The following is a 14,793-nucleotide window of genomic DNA, read 5'->3' on the forward strand; positions in this document are numbered from 1 at the left end:
CGGCGCGCGGGCGTGGCCGGCGCGGGGACGCGAGGCGGCACGGTCTTCTCGTTGAGGTAGGCGCTGATCAGCGTGCTCTGGATGGTCATCGCCTCCAGCGACTCATCCACCGAACGCCACGCCTCCAGCGCGGCGTCGACCACGCTCCGGGTCACCGGCTGGGTGAACACGGGGATGTCCCCCACGCACAGGTCCGCCAGCTCCTCGTCGATGACGGGCGTGGCGGAGGCGCGCCGGGGGACACGTCGGCGTTCTTGCGCATCACGTCCCGCGCCCGCGCGTGGGCCCTGGGCGCGTCGTGCAGCGAGGCCGGGTGCCAGAGCATGCGCAGCAGCTCCGCATACGTCTGCGTGGGCCGCAGGATGCGCCGGACCACCGCGCCCGTGAACGGCTCCAGCAGCGGGCGCAGCCCTCCGTACGCGTCCAGCGCCTTCATCCGCGCGGTCAGCTCCTGGAAGCCCTCCACGACCTGGTCCCAGTGCCGCGCGAGCACGGGCTCCGGGCTGGGGTGGTTCTTCGCGTGCGGGCGCTCCATCAGCGCCATGCCCAGGTGGGCCCCGTCCGTGCCCCCGCCGACGATGAGGGGCGCCGCGATGCGCGGCTGCTGGCCCGGGAGCGAACCCGCCGCGGAGATGTCCAGGCCGCCCAGGCCCGGGCCGCCGCTGCGCACGGGGAGCAGGCCCGTGCGCAGGACGGTGCCGCGGATGGCCTTCGCCGCCAGGTCCACCGCCAGCCCGCGCTCCGCCGGGGGCACGGGCGGATCCGGGGTGAAGAGGCTCTCCACGTCCACCACCACGGGCACCGGCCCGTGCGCGATGAGGTTCTCCGAGTGCAGGTCCGTGCCGCCCAGGAGGCGCATCACCGCGAGCCAGTGGCCCAGGTTCCGGTAGAAGCGCGCGAGCTCGGCGTCGTTCGCGCAGAAGCGGTGCTCCACGAACTCCGCCCAGCCGTAGCCCGCGCGCACCAGCACGGCCGGCACGCGGATCCGCGTGGATTCCTCGTCCGGCGCCAGCACGCGCGCGAGCAGCCCCTCCAGCGCGCGATCCACGCGCATGCACCGGGGCTTGTAGAGCACCGTGCCCGCCTCCAGCTCCAGCAGCGCCACCGTCTGGCCGCCCCGGTGGGCATCCCCCTCCCCCAGCCGCAGGCGCTTCAGCGCGCCGCGAGGACGGCCCGGCAGCTCCGTCAGTGATTCGCGGTCCGCGACGAACCGTTCCGCCAGCCGCAGCACCGCCTGGGTCTGGAGTCGGCCCAGCGTCGCCAGCCTGTCCAGGAGCGGCGGGTAGCGTCCGCGCAGGTGCGTGTGGAAGTCGGAGGTGCAGGCCTGCTCCAGGAACCGGGCCCACCGTCCCGGCGGGTCCGCGGCGTCGAGCCGTCCCTCCAGCGACGCGGCGTGCAGCTCCAGGAGGAGCACGCGGTTGAGCTTGAGCTGGGCGCTGAAGCCCAGCGCCTCCCGGGCGGCGGCCTCCACCACGCCGCGCTCCGCCGGGGAGAGGCCCTCCATCCGCGACAGCCGCTCCGCGAGCGAGTCCAGATGCGGCGCCAGCAGGACGTTCACGGGGCGCGCGAGCCATCCCTCGGGAGGGACCTCGGCAGCCATCGACGCTTCCTCGTGGACCATGAGGGGGCTCCCTGGGGGTGGGGACCGGAGGTGGGAACGGCGCAAAAGCCCTCCGGCACCGCGCACGGAAACCGGAGGGGTGATTCATGCGGACGGGGGGCCGCGATGGATCAACAGCAGAACGCGGTGGAGGACGCGCTGCAGCTGCTGCAGCCCGTGTCCGCCACCAGGTTGGACTCCGTGAGCGCCTGCTCCGTGCGCGCACCTCCCACGAACACCGGACCCGCCGGGTTCGTCATGCCATGGGACTCCTCATCACCGGACAGCCAGCCCTGCACCACATCCTGGACCGAGGCCTTCTTCGTCATGAGTGCTCTCCCTTGCGGCCGGACCCGCCTGGCGAGGGGTGCCAGGCGTGCCGGACGCGGAACGGACGTGAACACAGACACGCCCCGCAATGCCAGACGCGACAAGTCAAAGTCAGACACAACACAATGGCTTGTGTCCGCACGACACAAGTCCAGCCCGGCGCGAACGGGACGTAAGGGATTGCCACGACGCCGCGGCCGGTCCCTGCCCGAGAGGACGAGGCGTCTGTGGACCCGAGGACACCTCAGCCCCGGGGTCGGACGGCGCGCCCGCCACGCGACACCACCTGCTCACGAACGCCGAGGGCCGGACAGCCAGACCCCTGTCCGCTCTTTCCAGGTCAGCGCGGAGGCCTAGGATGGCGGGGAGGAGGTGAACGTGGAGCGCCCCATCCCCAGCCCGGAAGATCCGCTGATCCTCAACGGCATCGACGGCGTCACCGGGCAGTACCTGGTGCCGCCCATCACGCTGCCGGCGGCCGCGGAGGTGGCGGAGCCCCGGGGCGAGGCCGCGTACTTCGAGGCGTGGAAGAAGTGGCTCGACTTCCTCCCCATGCGCGTCTCCTTCGGCCTGCCGCCGGACGCGCCGCCGGAGGACTACACCCAGGCCGGCTGGGGCGTGGTGTTCGCGGCCTCCGCCTCCGACGAGCTGCGCAAGAGCCTGGAGCCGCTCATCGCCCACCGGCGCGCGCGCGCGGAGACGGACCGGCTCCACGTCCTCACCTACCAGGCCGGCGAGACGGCGCATCAGTTCCTGGAGCGGTACGGGGCGCCCATCGGCGACGTGGAGCGACCGCCGTGCCCTACTACCTGCTGCTCGTGGGCGGGCCCGACGTCATCCCGTACGACGTGCAGCACTCGCTCTCCCTCTCCTACGCCGTGGGCCGGCTCTCCTTCGACACGCCGGCGGAGTACGCGCGCTATGCGGACAGCGTGGTGGCGTATGAGACGGGCGCCTCCGTGCCCAACCACCGGCAGGTGAGCTGGTGGGGACCCAAGCACCCCGGGGACCGCTCCACGGAGCTCAGCGCGGACAGCCTCGTCACCGCGCTGGCCCGGGGCGCCCCCGCGGATCAGGCACCGCAGCCGGCGAAGACGGTCGCCGCGAAGCTCCGCTACGCCAGCCGTGACGCCATCGAGGACGACGCGACCCGCGAGTGGCTGCTCTCCGCGCTCCACGGCCAGGAGGTGCGCCCGGCGGTGCTCTTCACCGCGTCCCATGGCGTGGGCTTCAAGGCGAATGATCCGCTCCAGCTCACGAAGCAGGGCGCCCTGCTGAGCCAGGACTGGAGCGGCTTTGGCGCGATGGCGCCCTCGCACTACGTGGCGGCGTCGGACATCCAGGACGACGCCCGGCTCCATGGCCTAGTGGCGTTCTTCTTCGCCTGCTTCGGCATGGGCACGCCCGCGCATGACGAGTTCCCGATGAACGCCAACCGCAGCGGCGAGGCGCTCGCGAGCGCGCCCTTCGTCGCGGCCCTGCCCCGGCGGCTGCTGGCCCACCCCAACGGCGGCGCGCTGGCGGTGATTGGCCACGTGGAGCGGGCCTGGGGCTTCTCCATCCGGCCCCTGCAGATGACGCAGACGACCCTCCACCCGTTCCGCAACACGCTCTGGAAGATCCTGGCGGGCATGCCGGTGGGCCACGCGCTGCGCGACTTCCGCGACCGCTTCTCCGCCGCCAACAACATCCTGCTGACGCACCTGGACGCCAACACGTCCAACGGCAAGCTTCAGCCGCGCGAGCTGCTGCACCGGTGGATTGAGCGCAACGACGCTCGCAACTACGTGGTGCTCGGCGATCCCGCCGTGAGCATCCGGCACAACGATCTGCAGGCGCTTCCCTGAAAGGAGCATCGACCGATGCGAACGCTCATTCTCAGCGACCTTCACTTGGGCAACGGAGGCCCCTACGACATCTTCGCGGGCGCCGCCGAGCTGCCCGCCCTCTTCGACTCCTTCACCGGCACGCCGACCCACGTCGTGCTCAACGGGGACAGCTTCGACTTCCTGCTCAACGACGACCCGCTGGCGGTGGATCCGCGGCGGACGCTGGAGCAGGCCCGGGCGCTGGTGACGTCCGCGGCGACCGCGCCCGCGCTGAAGGCGCTCGGGCGGGTGCTGGCCGCGGGAGGCCGGGCGACGATGGTGGTGGGCAACCATGACCTGGAGCTGGCGCTGCCGGACGTCCAGGGGGTGATCCGCTCGGCGCTCGGGCAGCCGCCGGACGTGGCTTCGCGGTTGGAGTTCCGGGACGGCACCGCGCCCCTGCGACTGGAGGTCGGCGGGTCGCACGTGCTCGTCACGCATGGCGAGCACACCGACGTGGCGAACCGCATCGACTACGACTCGCTCCTGTCGCCGGAGCGGGCGAACCGCTTCCGCTATCCGCCGGGCTCGGTGCTGGTGAAGACGCTGCTCAACCCGCTCAAGCACCAGCACCGCATGCGGTACATGGACCTGCTCAAGCCGGACTTCCAGGGCGCGGTGATGGTGGCGCTCGGCGTGAAGCCGGACGCGCTCAAGGTCCTGTTCACGTCCGGGACGCTCACGCTCATCCGGCGCCTGCTGGAGAACCGGAGCCTCGCGCCGGCCTTCGCGCTCGAGCCGATGGACGCGGTGGGCGCGTCGGACGCGGACGCGCACCTGGCGCGCGGCCTGGCGCGGGTGGACCTGAAGGACGACGAGGTGGAGGCGCTGTTGTCGGTGCTGGACCCGGAGAAGCTCAACGCCTTCGACAACCCGGAGGCCCTGGGCCGCGCGCGGCTGAAGCTGGCCAAGGCGGGCTTCGCGCTCTACGCGCGCCTGCACCGCGCGGTCGCCGGCAGGAGCGGCACGGACTACTTCGCGCTGGAGCCCGGCAAGGACGAGCTCGCGGAGACCGCGCGGCTGGGCAAGAAGTACAACCCCCAGGCGGTGGTGATGGGCCACACGCACGCGGCCCGCTGGCACGAGGGCGACGGGCCGCTCTACGCCAACACCGGGACGTGGATCTCCCTCCTGCGGCTCCCCGCCCCCGAAGCCTCCGACGAGGAATGGGGCGAATACCTCGCGGAGCTCCAGGGCAATCCGTCGCTGGACCCGGCGAAGCAGAAGCACGCGAAGCTGGAGCAGCGCTTCACCTTCGTGGAGGTGGAGCCCCACGCCTCCGCGAAGGGCGCGACCCTGCGGCTGTCACAGTGGACGGCGCAGGGCCCGAAGACCCTGCGCAGCGCGGAGCTTCCGTCCGCGAGCTGATTCTCAGCGGGAGCGCTGGGGACTGAAGGCCCTCGAGGAACAAGGCCAGTGATCCCAGACCCGGCCTCTAGAAGATGGACAGGCCGGTCAGCGTCGTGAACCGGTCCAGCGCCTCCACGCCCGCCACCGAGTTGCCCCGTGCATCCAGCCCGGGGCTCCACACGCACAGGCCGCAGCGGTTGGGGATGACGGCGATGATGCCTCCGCCCACGCCGCTCTTGCCGGGCAGCCCGACTCGATAGGCGAACTCCCCCGCCGCGTCGTACGTGCCGCAGGTGAGCATCACCGCGTTGACCTGCTTGGCCTGGCTGCGCGTGAGCAGCCGCGCCCCATCCGCACGTTGCCCGTGACGCGCGAGGAACCCACACGCCCGCGCCAGGTCCGCGCAGCTCATCGCCAGCGAGCACTGCCAGAAGTAGTGCTCCAGCACCTCCGGGACGGCGCTCTCCATGTTGCCGTAGCTCGCCATGAAGTGGGCCAGCGCGCTGTTGCGGTGCCCGTGCTCCGCCTCCGACGCGGCGATGACCGGATCGAAGTCCACCAGCGGGTTGCCACTCTCCGCGCGGAGGAAGTCCCGAAGCGTGCCGCGCGCATCCCCGGTGAGCCGCTGCAGGCGATCCGTGATGACCAGCGCGCCCGCGTTGATGAAGGGGTTGCGCGGGATGCCCTGCTCGTACTCCAGCTGAACCAGCGAGTTGAACGGATTGCCCGACGGCTCCTTGCCCACGCGCCGCCACAGCGCGTCCCCGTCCCGCGACAGCGTGAGCGCCAGCGTGAACACCTTGGAGATGCTCTGGATGGAGAACGGCTCGCGCCAGTCCCCCACGCCGTACACGTCCCCCTCCACCGTCGCGAGCGCCATGCCGAAGCGGTGGGGATCCACCGCCGCCAGCGCCGGGATGTACGTCGCCACGCGGCCCTGCCCCAGCACAGGCCGCACCGCGTCCCAGACCTCCGACAACACCGCCTGGTAGTCCATGTGCCGCCATCCTCGTCCGGAACGCGCATGGGGGCTTTCAGAAAACGAGCGCCGCCTTCCTCGCCCGGGAACTCCGCTGAAAATCCCCGCGTGTCGATCCATGCGCGGCCTGTTCGTCGCGGAGATAGACGGGCGAAGGGACTGCCCGGAAGGGATGGATGCGACGATGGAGCTGACGGTGACGGAGTTCGTGACGCTGGACGGAGTGGTGCAGTCCCCGGGAGCCCCGGAGGAAGACCCGAGCGGCGGCTTCGCCCACGGCGGCTGGGTGCAGCCGCATTCCAGCCCGGAGTTCGGCGCGCACGTCGTCGACATCTTCAGCCGGGCGGACGCGTTCCTGCTCGGGCGCGGGACGTACGACATCTTCGCGGGCTACTGGCCGAAGGTGACGGCGCCGGACGACCCCATCGCCGGGCCGCTCAACAGGCTGCCCAAGTACGTGGCGTCCACCACCCTGCGCCGCGTGGAGTGGGCGAACTCGAAGCTGTTGGAGGGGGACACGGTGGAGGCGGTGCGCCGCCTCAAGGCCCTGCCCGGCCGCGAGCTGCAGGTGCATGGCAGTGGCGGCCTGTTCCAGACCCTGCTGGAGCATGACCTGGTGGACGTGCTGCATCTGCACGTCTTCCCCGTGACGCTGGGCAGCGGCCGGCGCCTCTTCGGAACGGGAACGCAGCCCCGCACGCTGCAGCTCGCCGCGTCGCGAATCACGCCCAACGGCGTGGTGCTGCTCACCTATCGGCGCGCCGGACCCCTGCGGACCGGCACCATCGGACAGCCGGACTGAGGCGCTCCGCGCTCAAGTCCCTGCATGGCGTGACTTTCACGTTTTCCAGTCATGATACGTTGTGCCATGCCGGACTTCCGCCGTCTCTTACGTGATGCCAGCCTTCCCGCTCCCCGCGTCTCAAGGGGCAGCAGGGACGGCATGGTGCGTTTGGTTTGGATGGCAGCGCTCACGCTGCTCGTGGCGTGCAGCGGCTACTCGTATCGCCGGGATGGTAACGGGACGTACTTTGGGATTGAGTCCAGCCTGTGCCGGAGGGCTCCCGATGACACGCGCGTCGCTGCTTGTTCTGTCGCTCGTTGCGTTGAGCGGGTGCTCCCTGTTCCAGCGCTCGACGCGCCCACCGCATGCGCCTCCCGAGGAGGCCCAGAAGTTCGTCTTCCCGCCCCTCCTCTTTCAGGAGGGCAGGACGACACTCCTCAGTGGGGACGTCGCCACCGCCGTCCAGCTCGCGATGGATGATTTTCTCCCCTTGGACCGCAAGCCGCCCAAGGACGCGACGCCGGTTGAGCTGTGCCTCTTCCGTCGCGACATCTACCAGGTGTCGGTGGAGCAGCTGCCGGATGGAATCATCCTGGTCGGCATCTACGCGCACACCGAACTCTGCGACCCGAACGACACCGCCTCGGATGCCGGCGGGCTCTACGCCGTCGATGTGCGACGCGGCCTCATCGTCGCTCAGCAGCGATAGGGACTCGCCTCAGCGCAGCCCCGCGAGCTTCGCCAGCTCGCGGGCCATGGCGCGCAGCTCCTCCGCGCCCGCCGCGTTGGGGCTCACGTCGAAGACCACCTCGTAGCCCAGCCCCGCCTGGTTGATGGACTCCGAGCGCGGGATGCGGGCCTTCAGCACCGGCACCGTCACGTCCTTCAGCGCCGCCTCCATCGCCTCGTTGGTCGCGGGCGTGCGCCGGTCCCACAGGTTCACGGCGGCCACCAACTGGCCGCCCTCCTCGCGCACGTCGCGCCACGCGGTCTCAATCTCCCCCAGCCCCTGCAACGCGAACGCGCCCGTGGGCACCGGCGCCACCACCACGTCCGAGTAAGCCAGCACGGCCTCCGTGAACGCGCCGATGCTCGGCGGCGTGTCCACGACGATGACGTCCGGCGTCCACGACAGCGTCTTCAACGCGCGCGGAATCGCCTGGAGCCGGTGGCCCCACCCGAACAGCTCGCGCTCCAGCGCCGCCATGCGCGGGGCCCCTGGCGCGATGAACAACCCCGGCCGCCTGGGCGACGCCACGACAATCTCGTCCAGCCGGTGCTTCGGCCGCGGCCCGAAGGCGTCCGCCACGCACGGGCCCTCGCGCGTCTCCAGGCCCAGCACCAGCGACGCATGCGCCTGCGGATCCAGATCCAACAGCAGCACCCGGCGCCCTGTGTCCGCCAGCGCCGCCGCCACGTGCGAACACAGCGTCGTCTTCCCGACGCCTCCCTTGATGGTGCAGAACGCGATGACCGGCATGGGCCCCGGATGTACCAGGAATCCGCCGCGTCGCGGGGCCGCGCCGGATTGGACCGCCCGCCCCATCCAGGGCGCTCCAGAATGGAGCGGCCCGCCCTGCCCCTCCTCCGCCACTCCAATGATTCCAGCCCCTTGGCGCTGGCACCGGACGTGCTCTGTCCCCCTCACGTCAGGGCGCCCCCAGCGGGTGTCGGAGCACCAGGAGACCCATCATGGAAATCCGCTTCTTTGGCGTTCGGGGCAGCATCGCGGTGTCGGGCTCGCGCATCGGTGGCAACACCGCGTGCGTGGAGGTGACGAGCCAGGGCGAGCGGTTGATCCTCGACGCGGGCACGGGCATCCGCACGCTGGGCGAGGTGATGATGCGCGAGGGCGCCCCCCAGAAGGCGACGATGTTCTTCTCCCACCTGCACTGGGACCACGTGCAGGGCTTCCCCTTCTTCACGCCCGCGTACCTGCCCACCACGTCGCTGACGATGTACGGCCCCGGCGCGAATGGCGCCCAGGCGCTGGAGTCCACGCTGTCGCAGCAGATGCGCCCGCCGCAGTTCCCGGTGCCGCTGTCCACCATGCGCTCGAAGATGGCCTTCGGCGCCGCGCTGCACGGCCGCACCGTCGAGGTCGGCCCCTTCAAGGTGACGCCCATCGACGTGCCGCACCCGGACGGCTGCATGGCTTATCGAGTCGAAGCGGACGGCCACTCGTTCGTGTACGCGACGGACGTGGAGCTGCCGGAGCGCCTCACGTCGGACGTCGCCCGCCACTTCGAGGGCGCGGACGCGCTGTGCCTGGACGCGCAGTACACGCCCGACGAGTACGAGGGCAGGAAGGGCATGTCCAAGAAGGGCTGGGGCCACTCGACGATGATGGACGCGGCCAAGGTGGCCAAGGACCTGCACGCCGGTCGCCTCTTCCTCTTCCACCACGACCCGTCCCACGCGGACGAGCTCCTGGAGGACATGGCGCAGGAGGCGCGCGGCCTGTTCCCCTTCACCGAGCCCGCGCGTGAGGGCCAGCGCATGCTGCTGGGCCGCGCGGCGGGCGCATGAGCGCCGCGAGCCCGGAGCCCTGCGCTGCTACAGTGCCCCCAGCGCCCTTCTCACTTCCGCCGCTGCCCGCCGCCATGCCCTCGTCCCCGCCGGATGTGTCCCAGGTCCTGCTCCCCCTTGGTGGCCTCGTCGGGCGCGAGGTGGACCTGGACGCCTTCCTCCAGACGCTCGTGGACCGCATCGCCATCACGTTGCAGGCGGACCGGGGCACGCTGTGGCTGTTGGATCCGGTGCGCCGGGAGCTGTTCAGCCGCGCGGCGCACCTGCCGGAGGTCGCGCAGATCCGCGTGAAGCTGGGCCAGGGCGTCGCGGGCTACGTCGCGGAGGCCGGCGAGCCCGTGCACGTGCCGGATCCTCGCGGCGAGCGCCGCTTCTTCGCGGACATCGACCGGATGACGGGCTACCGCACCATCAGCCTGGCCGCGGTGCCGCTGCGCGACTCGGCCGGCGCCGTGTACGGCGTGCTCCAGGTGCTCAACCGCCTGGGCGGAGGCGCCTTCACGGAGGAGGACACGCAGAAGCTCACCGACATCGCGGCCCAGGTGAGCACCGCGCTCCAGACCACCAGCCTCTACCAGGAGCTGCAGCGCGCGAAGGATCAGCCGCAGGCCCCCGTGGGCTACTTCTTCAACCGCATCATCGGAGAGGCCCCGCCGCTCAAGGCCCTCTACCGCCTGGTGCAGAAGGCCGCGCCCACGGACGCCACGGTGCTGCTGCGCGGGGAGAGCGGCTGCGGCAAGGAGCTGTTCGCGCGCGCCATCCACGTCAACGGCCCCCGGCGCGACAAGCCCTTCGTGAAGGTGGACTGCGCGGCCCTGCCCGCCGCCCTCATCGAGAACGAGCTGTTCGGCCACGAGAAGGGCGCCTTCACCGGCGCCGACCACCGCGTGCCCGGCAAGTTCGAGGCGGCCGACGGCGGCACCGTCTTCATCGACGAGCTGGGCGAATTGCCCCAGGCCGTGCAGGGCAAGCTCTTGCGCGTGTTGCAGGACCGCGAGTTCGAGCGCGTGGGCGGCACGCAGGCCGTCAAGGTGGACGTGCGCATCGTCGCGGCCACCCACCGCGACCTGCCGCGCATGGTGGAGGAAGGCAAGTTCCGCGAGGACCTCTACTACCGCATCAAGGTCGTGGAGCTGCTCCTGCCCCCGCTGCGCGAGCGCGGCGCGGAGGACATCGAGCGGCTGGCCCGCCACTTCGTCGCCACCGCCGCGAAGCGCCACCGCCTGCCCGTGCCCCGCCTGGGCGCCACCGCGCTCGCGAGGCTCAAGCGCTACCGCTGGCCCGGCAACGTGCGCGAGCTGGAGAACTGCATCGAGAGCGCCGTGGTGCTGTCCGAAGGGGAGATATTGGAGGAGCACCTGCCCCTGCCCTCCCTGGACCGGGCGCTCCCGGCGACCGAACCCTCCGCCACGCCGCGCGGGCCCGCCGCCGCGCCGGACGCGCCGCTGCTCCTGCCGCTGGCGGAGGTGGAGCGCCGCCACATCCTGCACGTGCTGGAGGCCGTGAAGGGCAACCGCACCGCGGCGGCGCGGACGCTGGAGATCGGCCGCAACACGCTCGCCCGCAAGCTCAAGGAGTACGGCCTGGCGGACGAGGGCTGAGCTCCGGCCCGCCTCTGGCTTCGCGGCCCTGCCCCCAACGGGCGGCCCCGCGAGCGGCCGTCTGTCCGGGGGTGCCTTTCGGTGGCCACCGGGGGGCACCTCTCTCCCAGGGCCGGTGTGCGTCCCGCGAGGGCCGGACCCGTGCCCGTCCGAGGGGGAGGGAGCGCGCCATGGCGGATGTCCTCGATGTCCCGACGAGCGGGCCCCCGGCGCAACGGGAGACACGCACCGGCAGGGTCATTGGCATCTCCGTGGTGGCCGCCCTGGGCGGGTTCCTCTTCGGCTTCGACACCGCCGTCATCAACGGCACCGTCGCGGCCCTGAAGGCCGAGTTCGCCGCGAGCAGCCTGGGCCTGGGGCTGGCGGTGTCCTCCGCGCTCGTCGGCTCCGCGACGGGCGCCTTCGCCGCGGGGCCCTTCGCGGACCGCTACGGCCGCCGGCGCGCGATGATGCTCGCGGCGGCCCTGTTCATCGTCAGCGCCATCGGGTCGGGGTTCGCGTTCTCCCTGTGGGACCTGAGCATCTGGCGGCTGGTGGGCGGCCTGGGGGTGGGCTTCGCCAGCGTCGTGGCGCCCACGTACATCGCGGAGATCGCCCCCGCGTACCTGCGCGGCCGCCTGGCGTCGCTGCAGCAACTGGCCATCGTGACCGGCATCTTCGTAGCCCTGCTGGGGGACTTCGCCATCGCGCTCTACGCGGGCTCCGCCTCCAACCCCACCTGGCTGGGCCTCACCGCGTGGCGGTGGATGTTCTTCAGCGGCCTGCCGCCCGCGCTCTTCTACGGCATCGGCGCCATCTTCATCTCGGAGTCCCCGCGCTTCCTCGTGGCCCGCGGGCGGGAAGAGGAGGCGCTGAGCGTGCTGCGCGACATCGAGGGGGACGCCGCGCCGTCCAAGGTCGTGGCGATCCGCCGCTCGGTGCGCACGAACTACACGCCGCGCCTGGCGGACCTGAAGGGCGGCCGCTTCGGGTTCCTGCCCATCGTGTGGGTCGGCATCGTGCTCGCGATGCTCCAGCAGTTCGTGGGCATCAACGTCATCTTCTACTACTCCAGCGTGCTCTGGCAGGCGGTGGGCTTCTCCGAGCACAACTCGCTGGCCATCACCGTCATCACCAGCATCACCAACATCCTCACCACGCTCGTGGCCATCGCGTTCGTGGACAAGGTGGGAAGAAAGCCCCTGCTCCTCATCGGCTCCGTGGGCATGGCGCTGACGCTGGGCCTGATGGCGTACCTCTTCGGCACCGCGCCGCTGGACGCCGCGGGCAAGCCCGCGCTGCAGGGCGCGGCCGGCACCACGGCGCTCATCGCCGCCAACCTCTACGTCGTCTTCTTCGGCTTTTCGTGGGGGCCCGTCGTCTGGGTGCTGCTGGGCGAGATGTTCCCCAACCGCATCCGCGCGCTCGCGCTGTCCATCGCGGCCATGGCGCAGTGGCTGGCCAACTTCCTGGTGTCCGCCACGTTCCCGGCGCTGCAGGCCGCCGGGCTGGGCTGGGCGTACGGCCTGTATGCCGCGGCCGCCGTGTTCTCCGCCTTCTTCGCCGCCAGATACATCCGCGAGACGAAGGGTCAGGAGCTGGAACAGATGTAGCCCCGCGAGGCAGGCCGCTGCATGGAAGCCGGTACACCCCTACGGGCTTTCTCCATTTTTACGCACTGGCTGGGTGGAATTACACCTGATCCATTTGACACGTGGGGTCAGGCCCTTCCAGCATCACTTCATGCTGAAACATTCCCCCCCCGCTCGGACTCGACTCGCGAGCCTCGTGCTCGCTTCCTTCCTCCTCGCGCTGACCGCCTGCCCCGGCAACGAGGACCCTGATGACGACGGAGGCACGCCCGTCACCGACGGTGGAAACACCGACGGCGGCAACACCGACGGCGGCGACACGCTGCCCGACGGCGGCTCGTATGATCCGGGCCCCCAGGTCTGTGGCGACGGCAAGCAGCAGCGGGGCGAGGCCTGTGACGACGCCAACAACGCGTCCGGCGACGGCTGTCGCGCCAACTGCATGGAAGTGGAGTCCGGCTACGTCTGCCCGTACCCGGGCGAAGCGTGCGTGAAGGCCGCGGCGTGCGGCAACGGCCTGCTGGAGCAGAACGAGGTCTGCGACGACCGCAACACGGAGGCCAACGACGGCTGCTCCGCGGACTGCAAGGTCGTGGAGCCGGGCTGGACGTGCCCCCTTCAGGGCCAGCGCTGCAAGGCGGCCACGTGCGGCGACAACATCATCGCCGGTGAAGAGGAGTGCGAGGACGGCAACGCCGCCAAGGGCGACGGCTGCAGCGACACCTGCCGCCTGGAGCAGGGCTACAAGTGCGACGTCGTGGGCCAGCCGTGCTCCAAGACGACGTGCGGTGACGGCAAGAAGGAAGGCACCGAGCAGTGCGACGACGGCAACCACGACATGGGCGACGGCTGCTCGCCGCTGTGCGTGCTGGAGCCCAAGTGCGTGAACGGCACCTGCGAGGCCCGCTGCGGCGACGGCGTCATCCTCCCGGGTGACACCACCGAGCAGTGCGACGACGGCAACGTGCGCTCCAACGACGGCTGCTCGTCCACGTGCAAGCTGGAGGCGGGCTTCGCCTGCGTCCGCGTCACCGAGTCCCCGCCGAGCACGGTGGAGATCCCCGTCGTGTACCGCGACTTCTGCGGCGTGAGCTCGGGCTGCAAGTCCCCCGTGGCCACGCACCCGGACTTCAATGACGCGAACGGCCCGGAGCAGGGCATCGTCGGCCCGAAGTACGGCCCGCTGGGCGCGGACGGCAAGCCCATCTACGCCAAGGGCGCCGGCTCCGCCGTCACCCACGGCAAGACGGCCTTCGACCAGTGGTACCGCGACACGCCGAACGTCAACGTGACCGAGGTCGGCACGCTGAAGCTCAACAAGCAGGCCAACGGCTCCTACCTGTTCAACAACCAGACCTTCTTCCCGCTCGACGCCGGCGGCTGGGTGGCCCTGGGCAAGGAGAACAAGCTCAAGGACAACAACAACATCGATCGCAACTTCAGCTTCACCAGCGAGACGCGCTACTGGTTCGAGTTCAAGGGCACCGAGGTCCTGACGTTCCTGGGTGACGACGACGTGTGGGTGTTCATCAACGGCAAGCTCGCCCTGGACCTGGGCGGCGTGCACGGCGCCACGTCCGGAACGGTGTCCTTGTCGGACGCGGACACGGTCTCCGGCCTGGGCCTGGTGAAGGGGAAGATCTACGAGGTCGTCGTGTTCCAGGCGGAGCGCCACACGTCGCAGTCCTCGTACAAGCTGACCCTGAACAACTTCGAGACCCAGCGCACCGAGTGCAAGTCGACGTGCGGCAACGGCGTCATCGACAAGGGCGAGCAGTGCGACCAGGGCAACGACAACGGCCCGGGCTACGGCAAGTGCAGCCTGACCTGCATCTGGAACGCGCGCTGCGGCGACAACATCATCCAGGAGGCCGACGGCGAGGACTGCGACGACGGCAACACCAACGCCCGCGACGGCTGCAGCCCCGTCTGCCGCACCGAGGTCGGCTGAGGACGTCCGCCCCGGCGCCCTCACGGGCCGGGGCTCTGCGTCCGGACCTCACAGGGTCCGGGCGAGCATCAACGCGGCGGCCAGGGACAGCGCCCCGGCCGCCGCGAAGTGTTTCCAGGCCTGGCGGGACAGCACCCCGCCGGTGCCGCGGCCTCCTCCCCACGCACCACCAGCGCCGGACGCCCGCCGCGCCGCGCAGCGCGTAGGTGCCCGTGCCGGGAGCCGCGCAG

General features: G+C 71.0%; 13 protein-coding genes and 1 pseudogene. 8 read left to right on the top strand and 6 right to left on the bottom strand.

Annotated features, from left to right (window positions below; all coding sequences use genetic code 11):
* From ACLEQD_RS20910 to ACLEQD_RS20920, 3 genes are all read right to left on the bottom strand, one after another.
* The coding region (locus ACLEQD_RS20910; protein ID WP_410386060.1) for a hypothetical protein at positions 1–185 on the bottom strand (185 nt) is incomplete at its 3' end.
* Positions 152–1,600 carry a DUF4135 domain-containing protein gene (locus tag ACLEQD_RS20915; protein WP_410386062.1) on the bottom strand — a complete coding sequence of 483 codons (1,449 nt, stop codon included), beginning with the start codon at positions 1,598–1,600 and terminating at the stop codon, positions 152–154. The genes ACLEQD_RS20915 and ACLEQD_RS20910, both read right to left, overlap by 34 nt.
* Positions 1,601–1,731: 131 nt before the next feature.
* Positions 1,732–1,929, bottom strand: a complete 198-nt coding sequence (locus ACLEQD_RS20920; protein ID WP_207057058.1) for a DUF6229 family protein — start codon at positions 1,927–1,929, stop codon at positions 1,732–1,734.
* 798 nt (positions 1,930–2,727) lie between these two features.
* Here ACLEQD_RS20920 and ACLEQD_RS20925 point away from each other — a divergent pair.
* Entirely contained in the window at positions 2,728–3,777 is a 1,050-nt protein-coding gene (locus ACLEQD_RS20925; RefSeq protein ID WP_410386064.1) for a hypothetical protein, read from the top strand.
* A gap of 15 nt (positions 3,778–3,792) precedes the next feature.
* A complete protein-coding gene (locus ACLEQD_RS20930) occupies positions 3,793–5,166 on the top strand; it encodes a metallophosphoesterase (RefSeq protein ID WP_410386066.1) in 1,374 nt (457 codons plus the stop codon).
* Between the two features lie 67 nt (positions 5,167–5,233).
* On the opposite strand, the gene ACLEQD_RS20935 is transcribed toward ACLEQD_RS20930, so the two are convergent.
* Complete coding sequence (locus tag ACLEQD_RS20935; RefSeq protein ID WP_410386068.1) at positions 5,234–6,145, bottom strand: glutaminase; 912 nt, start codon at positions 6,143–6,145, stop codon at positions 5,234–5,236.
* Positions 6,146–6,245: 100 nt separating this feature from the next.
* On the opposite strand from ACLEQD_RS20935, the gene ACLEQD_RS20940 reads away from it, so the two are divergent.
* Positions 6,246–6,929, top strand: a complete 684-nt coding sequence (locus ACLEQD_RS20940) for a dihydrofolate reductase family protein (RefSeq protein WP_410386070.1) — start codon at positions 6,246–6,248, stop codon at positions 6,927–6,929.
* A gap of 265 nt (positions 6,930–7,194) precedes the next feature.
* Complete coding sequence (locus ACLEQD_RS20945; protein ID WP_410386072.1) at positions 7,195–7,620, top strand: hypothetical protein; 426 nt, start codon at positions 7,195–7,197, stop codon at positions 7,618–7,620.
* A 9-nt stretch (positions 7,621–7,629) separates the two neighbouring features.
* Here the strand turns inward: ACLEQD_RS20945 and ACLEQD_RS20950 are convergent, their stop codons facing one another.
* Complete coding sequence (locus ACLEQD_RS20950) at positions 7,630–8,391, bottom strand: ParA family protein (RefSeq protein WP_410386074.1); 762 nt, start codon at positions 8,389–8,391, stop codon at positions 7,630–7,632.
* Between the two features lie 212 nt (positions 8,392–8,603).
* Here ACLEQD_RS20950 and ACLEQD_RS20955 point away from each other — a divergent pair, with 212 nt between their 5' ends.
* The 4 genes from ACLEQD_RS20955 (at position 8,604) to ACLEQD_RS20970 (ending at position 14,563) form a co-directional block, all read left to right on the top strand.
* The gene (locus ACLEQD_RS20955) at positions 8,604–9,440 is read left to right on the top strand and encodes an MBL fold metallo-hydrolase (protein ID WP_338263887.1); all 837 of its coding nucleotides are present in this window, start codon (positions 8,604–8,606) and stop codon (positions 9,438–9,440) included.
* A 74-nt stretch (positions 9,441–9,514) separates the two neighbouring features.
* The gene (locus ACLEQD_RS20960; RefSeq protein WP_410386076.1) at positions 9,515–11,041 is read left to right on the top strand and encodes a sigma 54-interacting transcriptional regulator; all 1,527 of its coding nucleotides are present in this window, start codon (positions 9,515–9,517) and stop codon (positions 11,039–11,041) included.
* A 170-nt stretch (positions 11,042–11,211) separates the two neighbouring features.
* Positions 11,212–12,633, top strand: a complete 1,422-nt coding sequence (locus tag ACLEQD_RS20965; protein WP_410386078.1) for a sugar porter family MFS transporter — start codon at positions 11,212–11,214, stop codon at positions 12,631–12,633.
* 130 nt (positions 12,634–12,763) lie between these two features.
* Positions 12,764–14,563: a DUF4215 domain-containing protein gene (locus ACLEQD_RS20970; protein WP_410386080.1), complete on the top strand. Its 1,800-nt coding sequence runs from the start codon at positions 12,764–12,766 to the stop codon at positions 14,561–14,563.
* A 48-nt stretch (positions 14,564–14,611) separates the two neighbouring features.
* Here the strand turns inward: ACLEQD_RS20970 and ACLEQD_RS20975 are convergent.
* Positions 14,612–14,793, bottom strand: a pseudogene (locus tag ACLEQD_RS20975) (hypothetical protein); the annotation flags it as partial.

It is taken from the genome of Corallococcus sp. 4LFB, assembly GCF_046520365.1.
GTDB classification, from domain to species: Bacteria; Myxococcota; Myxococcia; order Myxococcales; family Myxococcaceae; genus Corallococcus; species Corallococcus caeni.

Bases quoted from the DNA above. Each gene is read 5' to 3' on its own strand.
- ACLEQD_RS20915 (WP_410386062.1), bottom strand. From the start codon at position 1,600: ATGGCTGCCGAGGTCCCTCCCGAGGGATGGCTCGCGCGCCCCGTGAAC.
- ACLEQD_RS20920 (WP_207057058.1), bottom strand. From the start codon at position 1,929: ATGACGAAGAAGGCCTCGGTCCAGGATGTGGTGCAGGGCTGGCTGTCC.
- ACLEQD_RS20930 (WP_410386066.1), top strand. From the start codon at position 3,793: ATGCGAACGCTCATTCTCAGCGACCTTCACTTGGGCAACGGAGGCCCC.
- ACLEQD_RS20935 (WP_410386068.1), bottom strand. From the start codon at position 6,145: ATGGACTACCAGGCGGTGTTGTCGGAGGTCTGGGACGCGGTGCGGCCT.
- ACLEQD_RS20940 (WP_410386070.1), top strand. From the start codon at position 6,246: ATGCGCGGCCTGTTCGTCGCGGAGATAGACGGGCGAAGGGACTGCCCG.
- ACLEQD_RS20945 (WP_410386072.1), top strand. From the start codon at position 7,195: ATGACACGCGCGTCGCTGCTTGTTCTGTCGCTCGTTGCGTTGAGCGGG.
- ACLEQD_RS20950 (WP_410386074.1), bottom strand. From the start codon at position 8,391: ATGCCGGTCATCGCGTTCTGCACCATCAAGGGAGGCGTCGGGAAGACG.
- ACLEQD_RS20955 (WP_338263887.1), top strand. From the start codon at position 8,604: ATGGAAATCCGCTTCTTTGGCGTTCGGGGCAGCATCGCGGTGTCGGGC.
- ACLEQD_RS20960 (WP_410386076.1), top strand. From the start codon at position 9,515: ATGCCCTCGTCCCCGCCGGATGTGTCCCAGGTCCTGCTCCCCCTTGGT.
- ACLEQD_RS20965 (WP_410386078.1), top strand. From the start codon at position 11,212: ATGGCGGATGTCCTCGATGTCCCGACGAGCGGGCCCCCGGCGCAACGG.
- ACLEQD_RS20970 (WP_410386080.1), top strand. From the start codon at position 12,764: ATGCTGAAACATTCCCCCCCCGCTCGGACTCGACTCGCGAGCCTCGTG.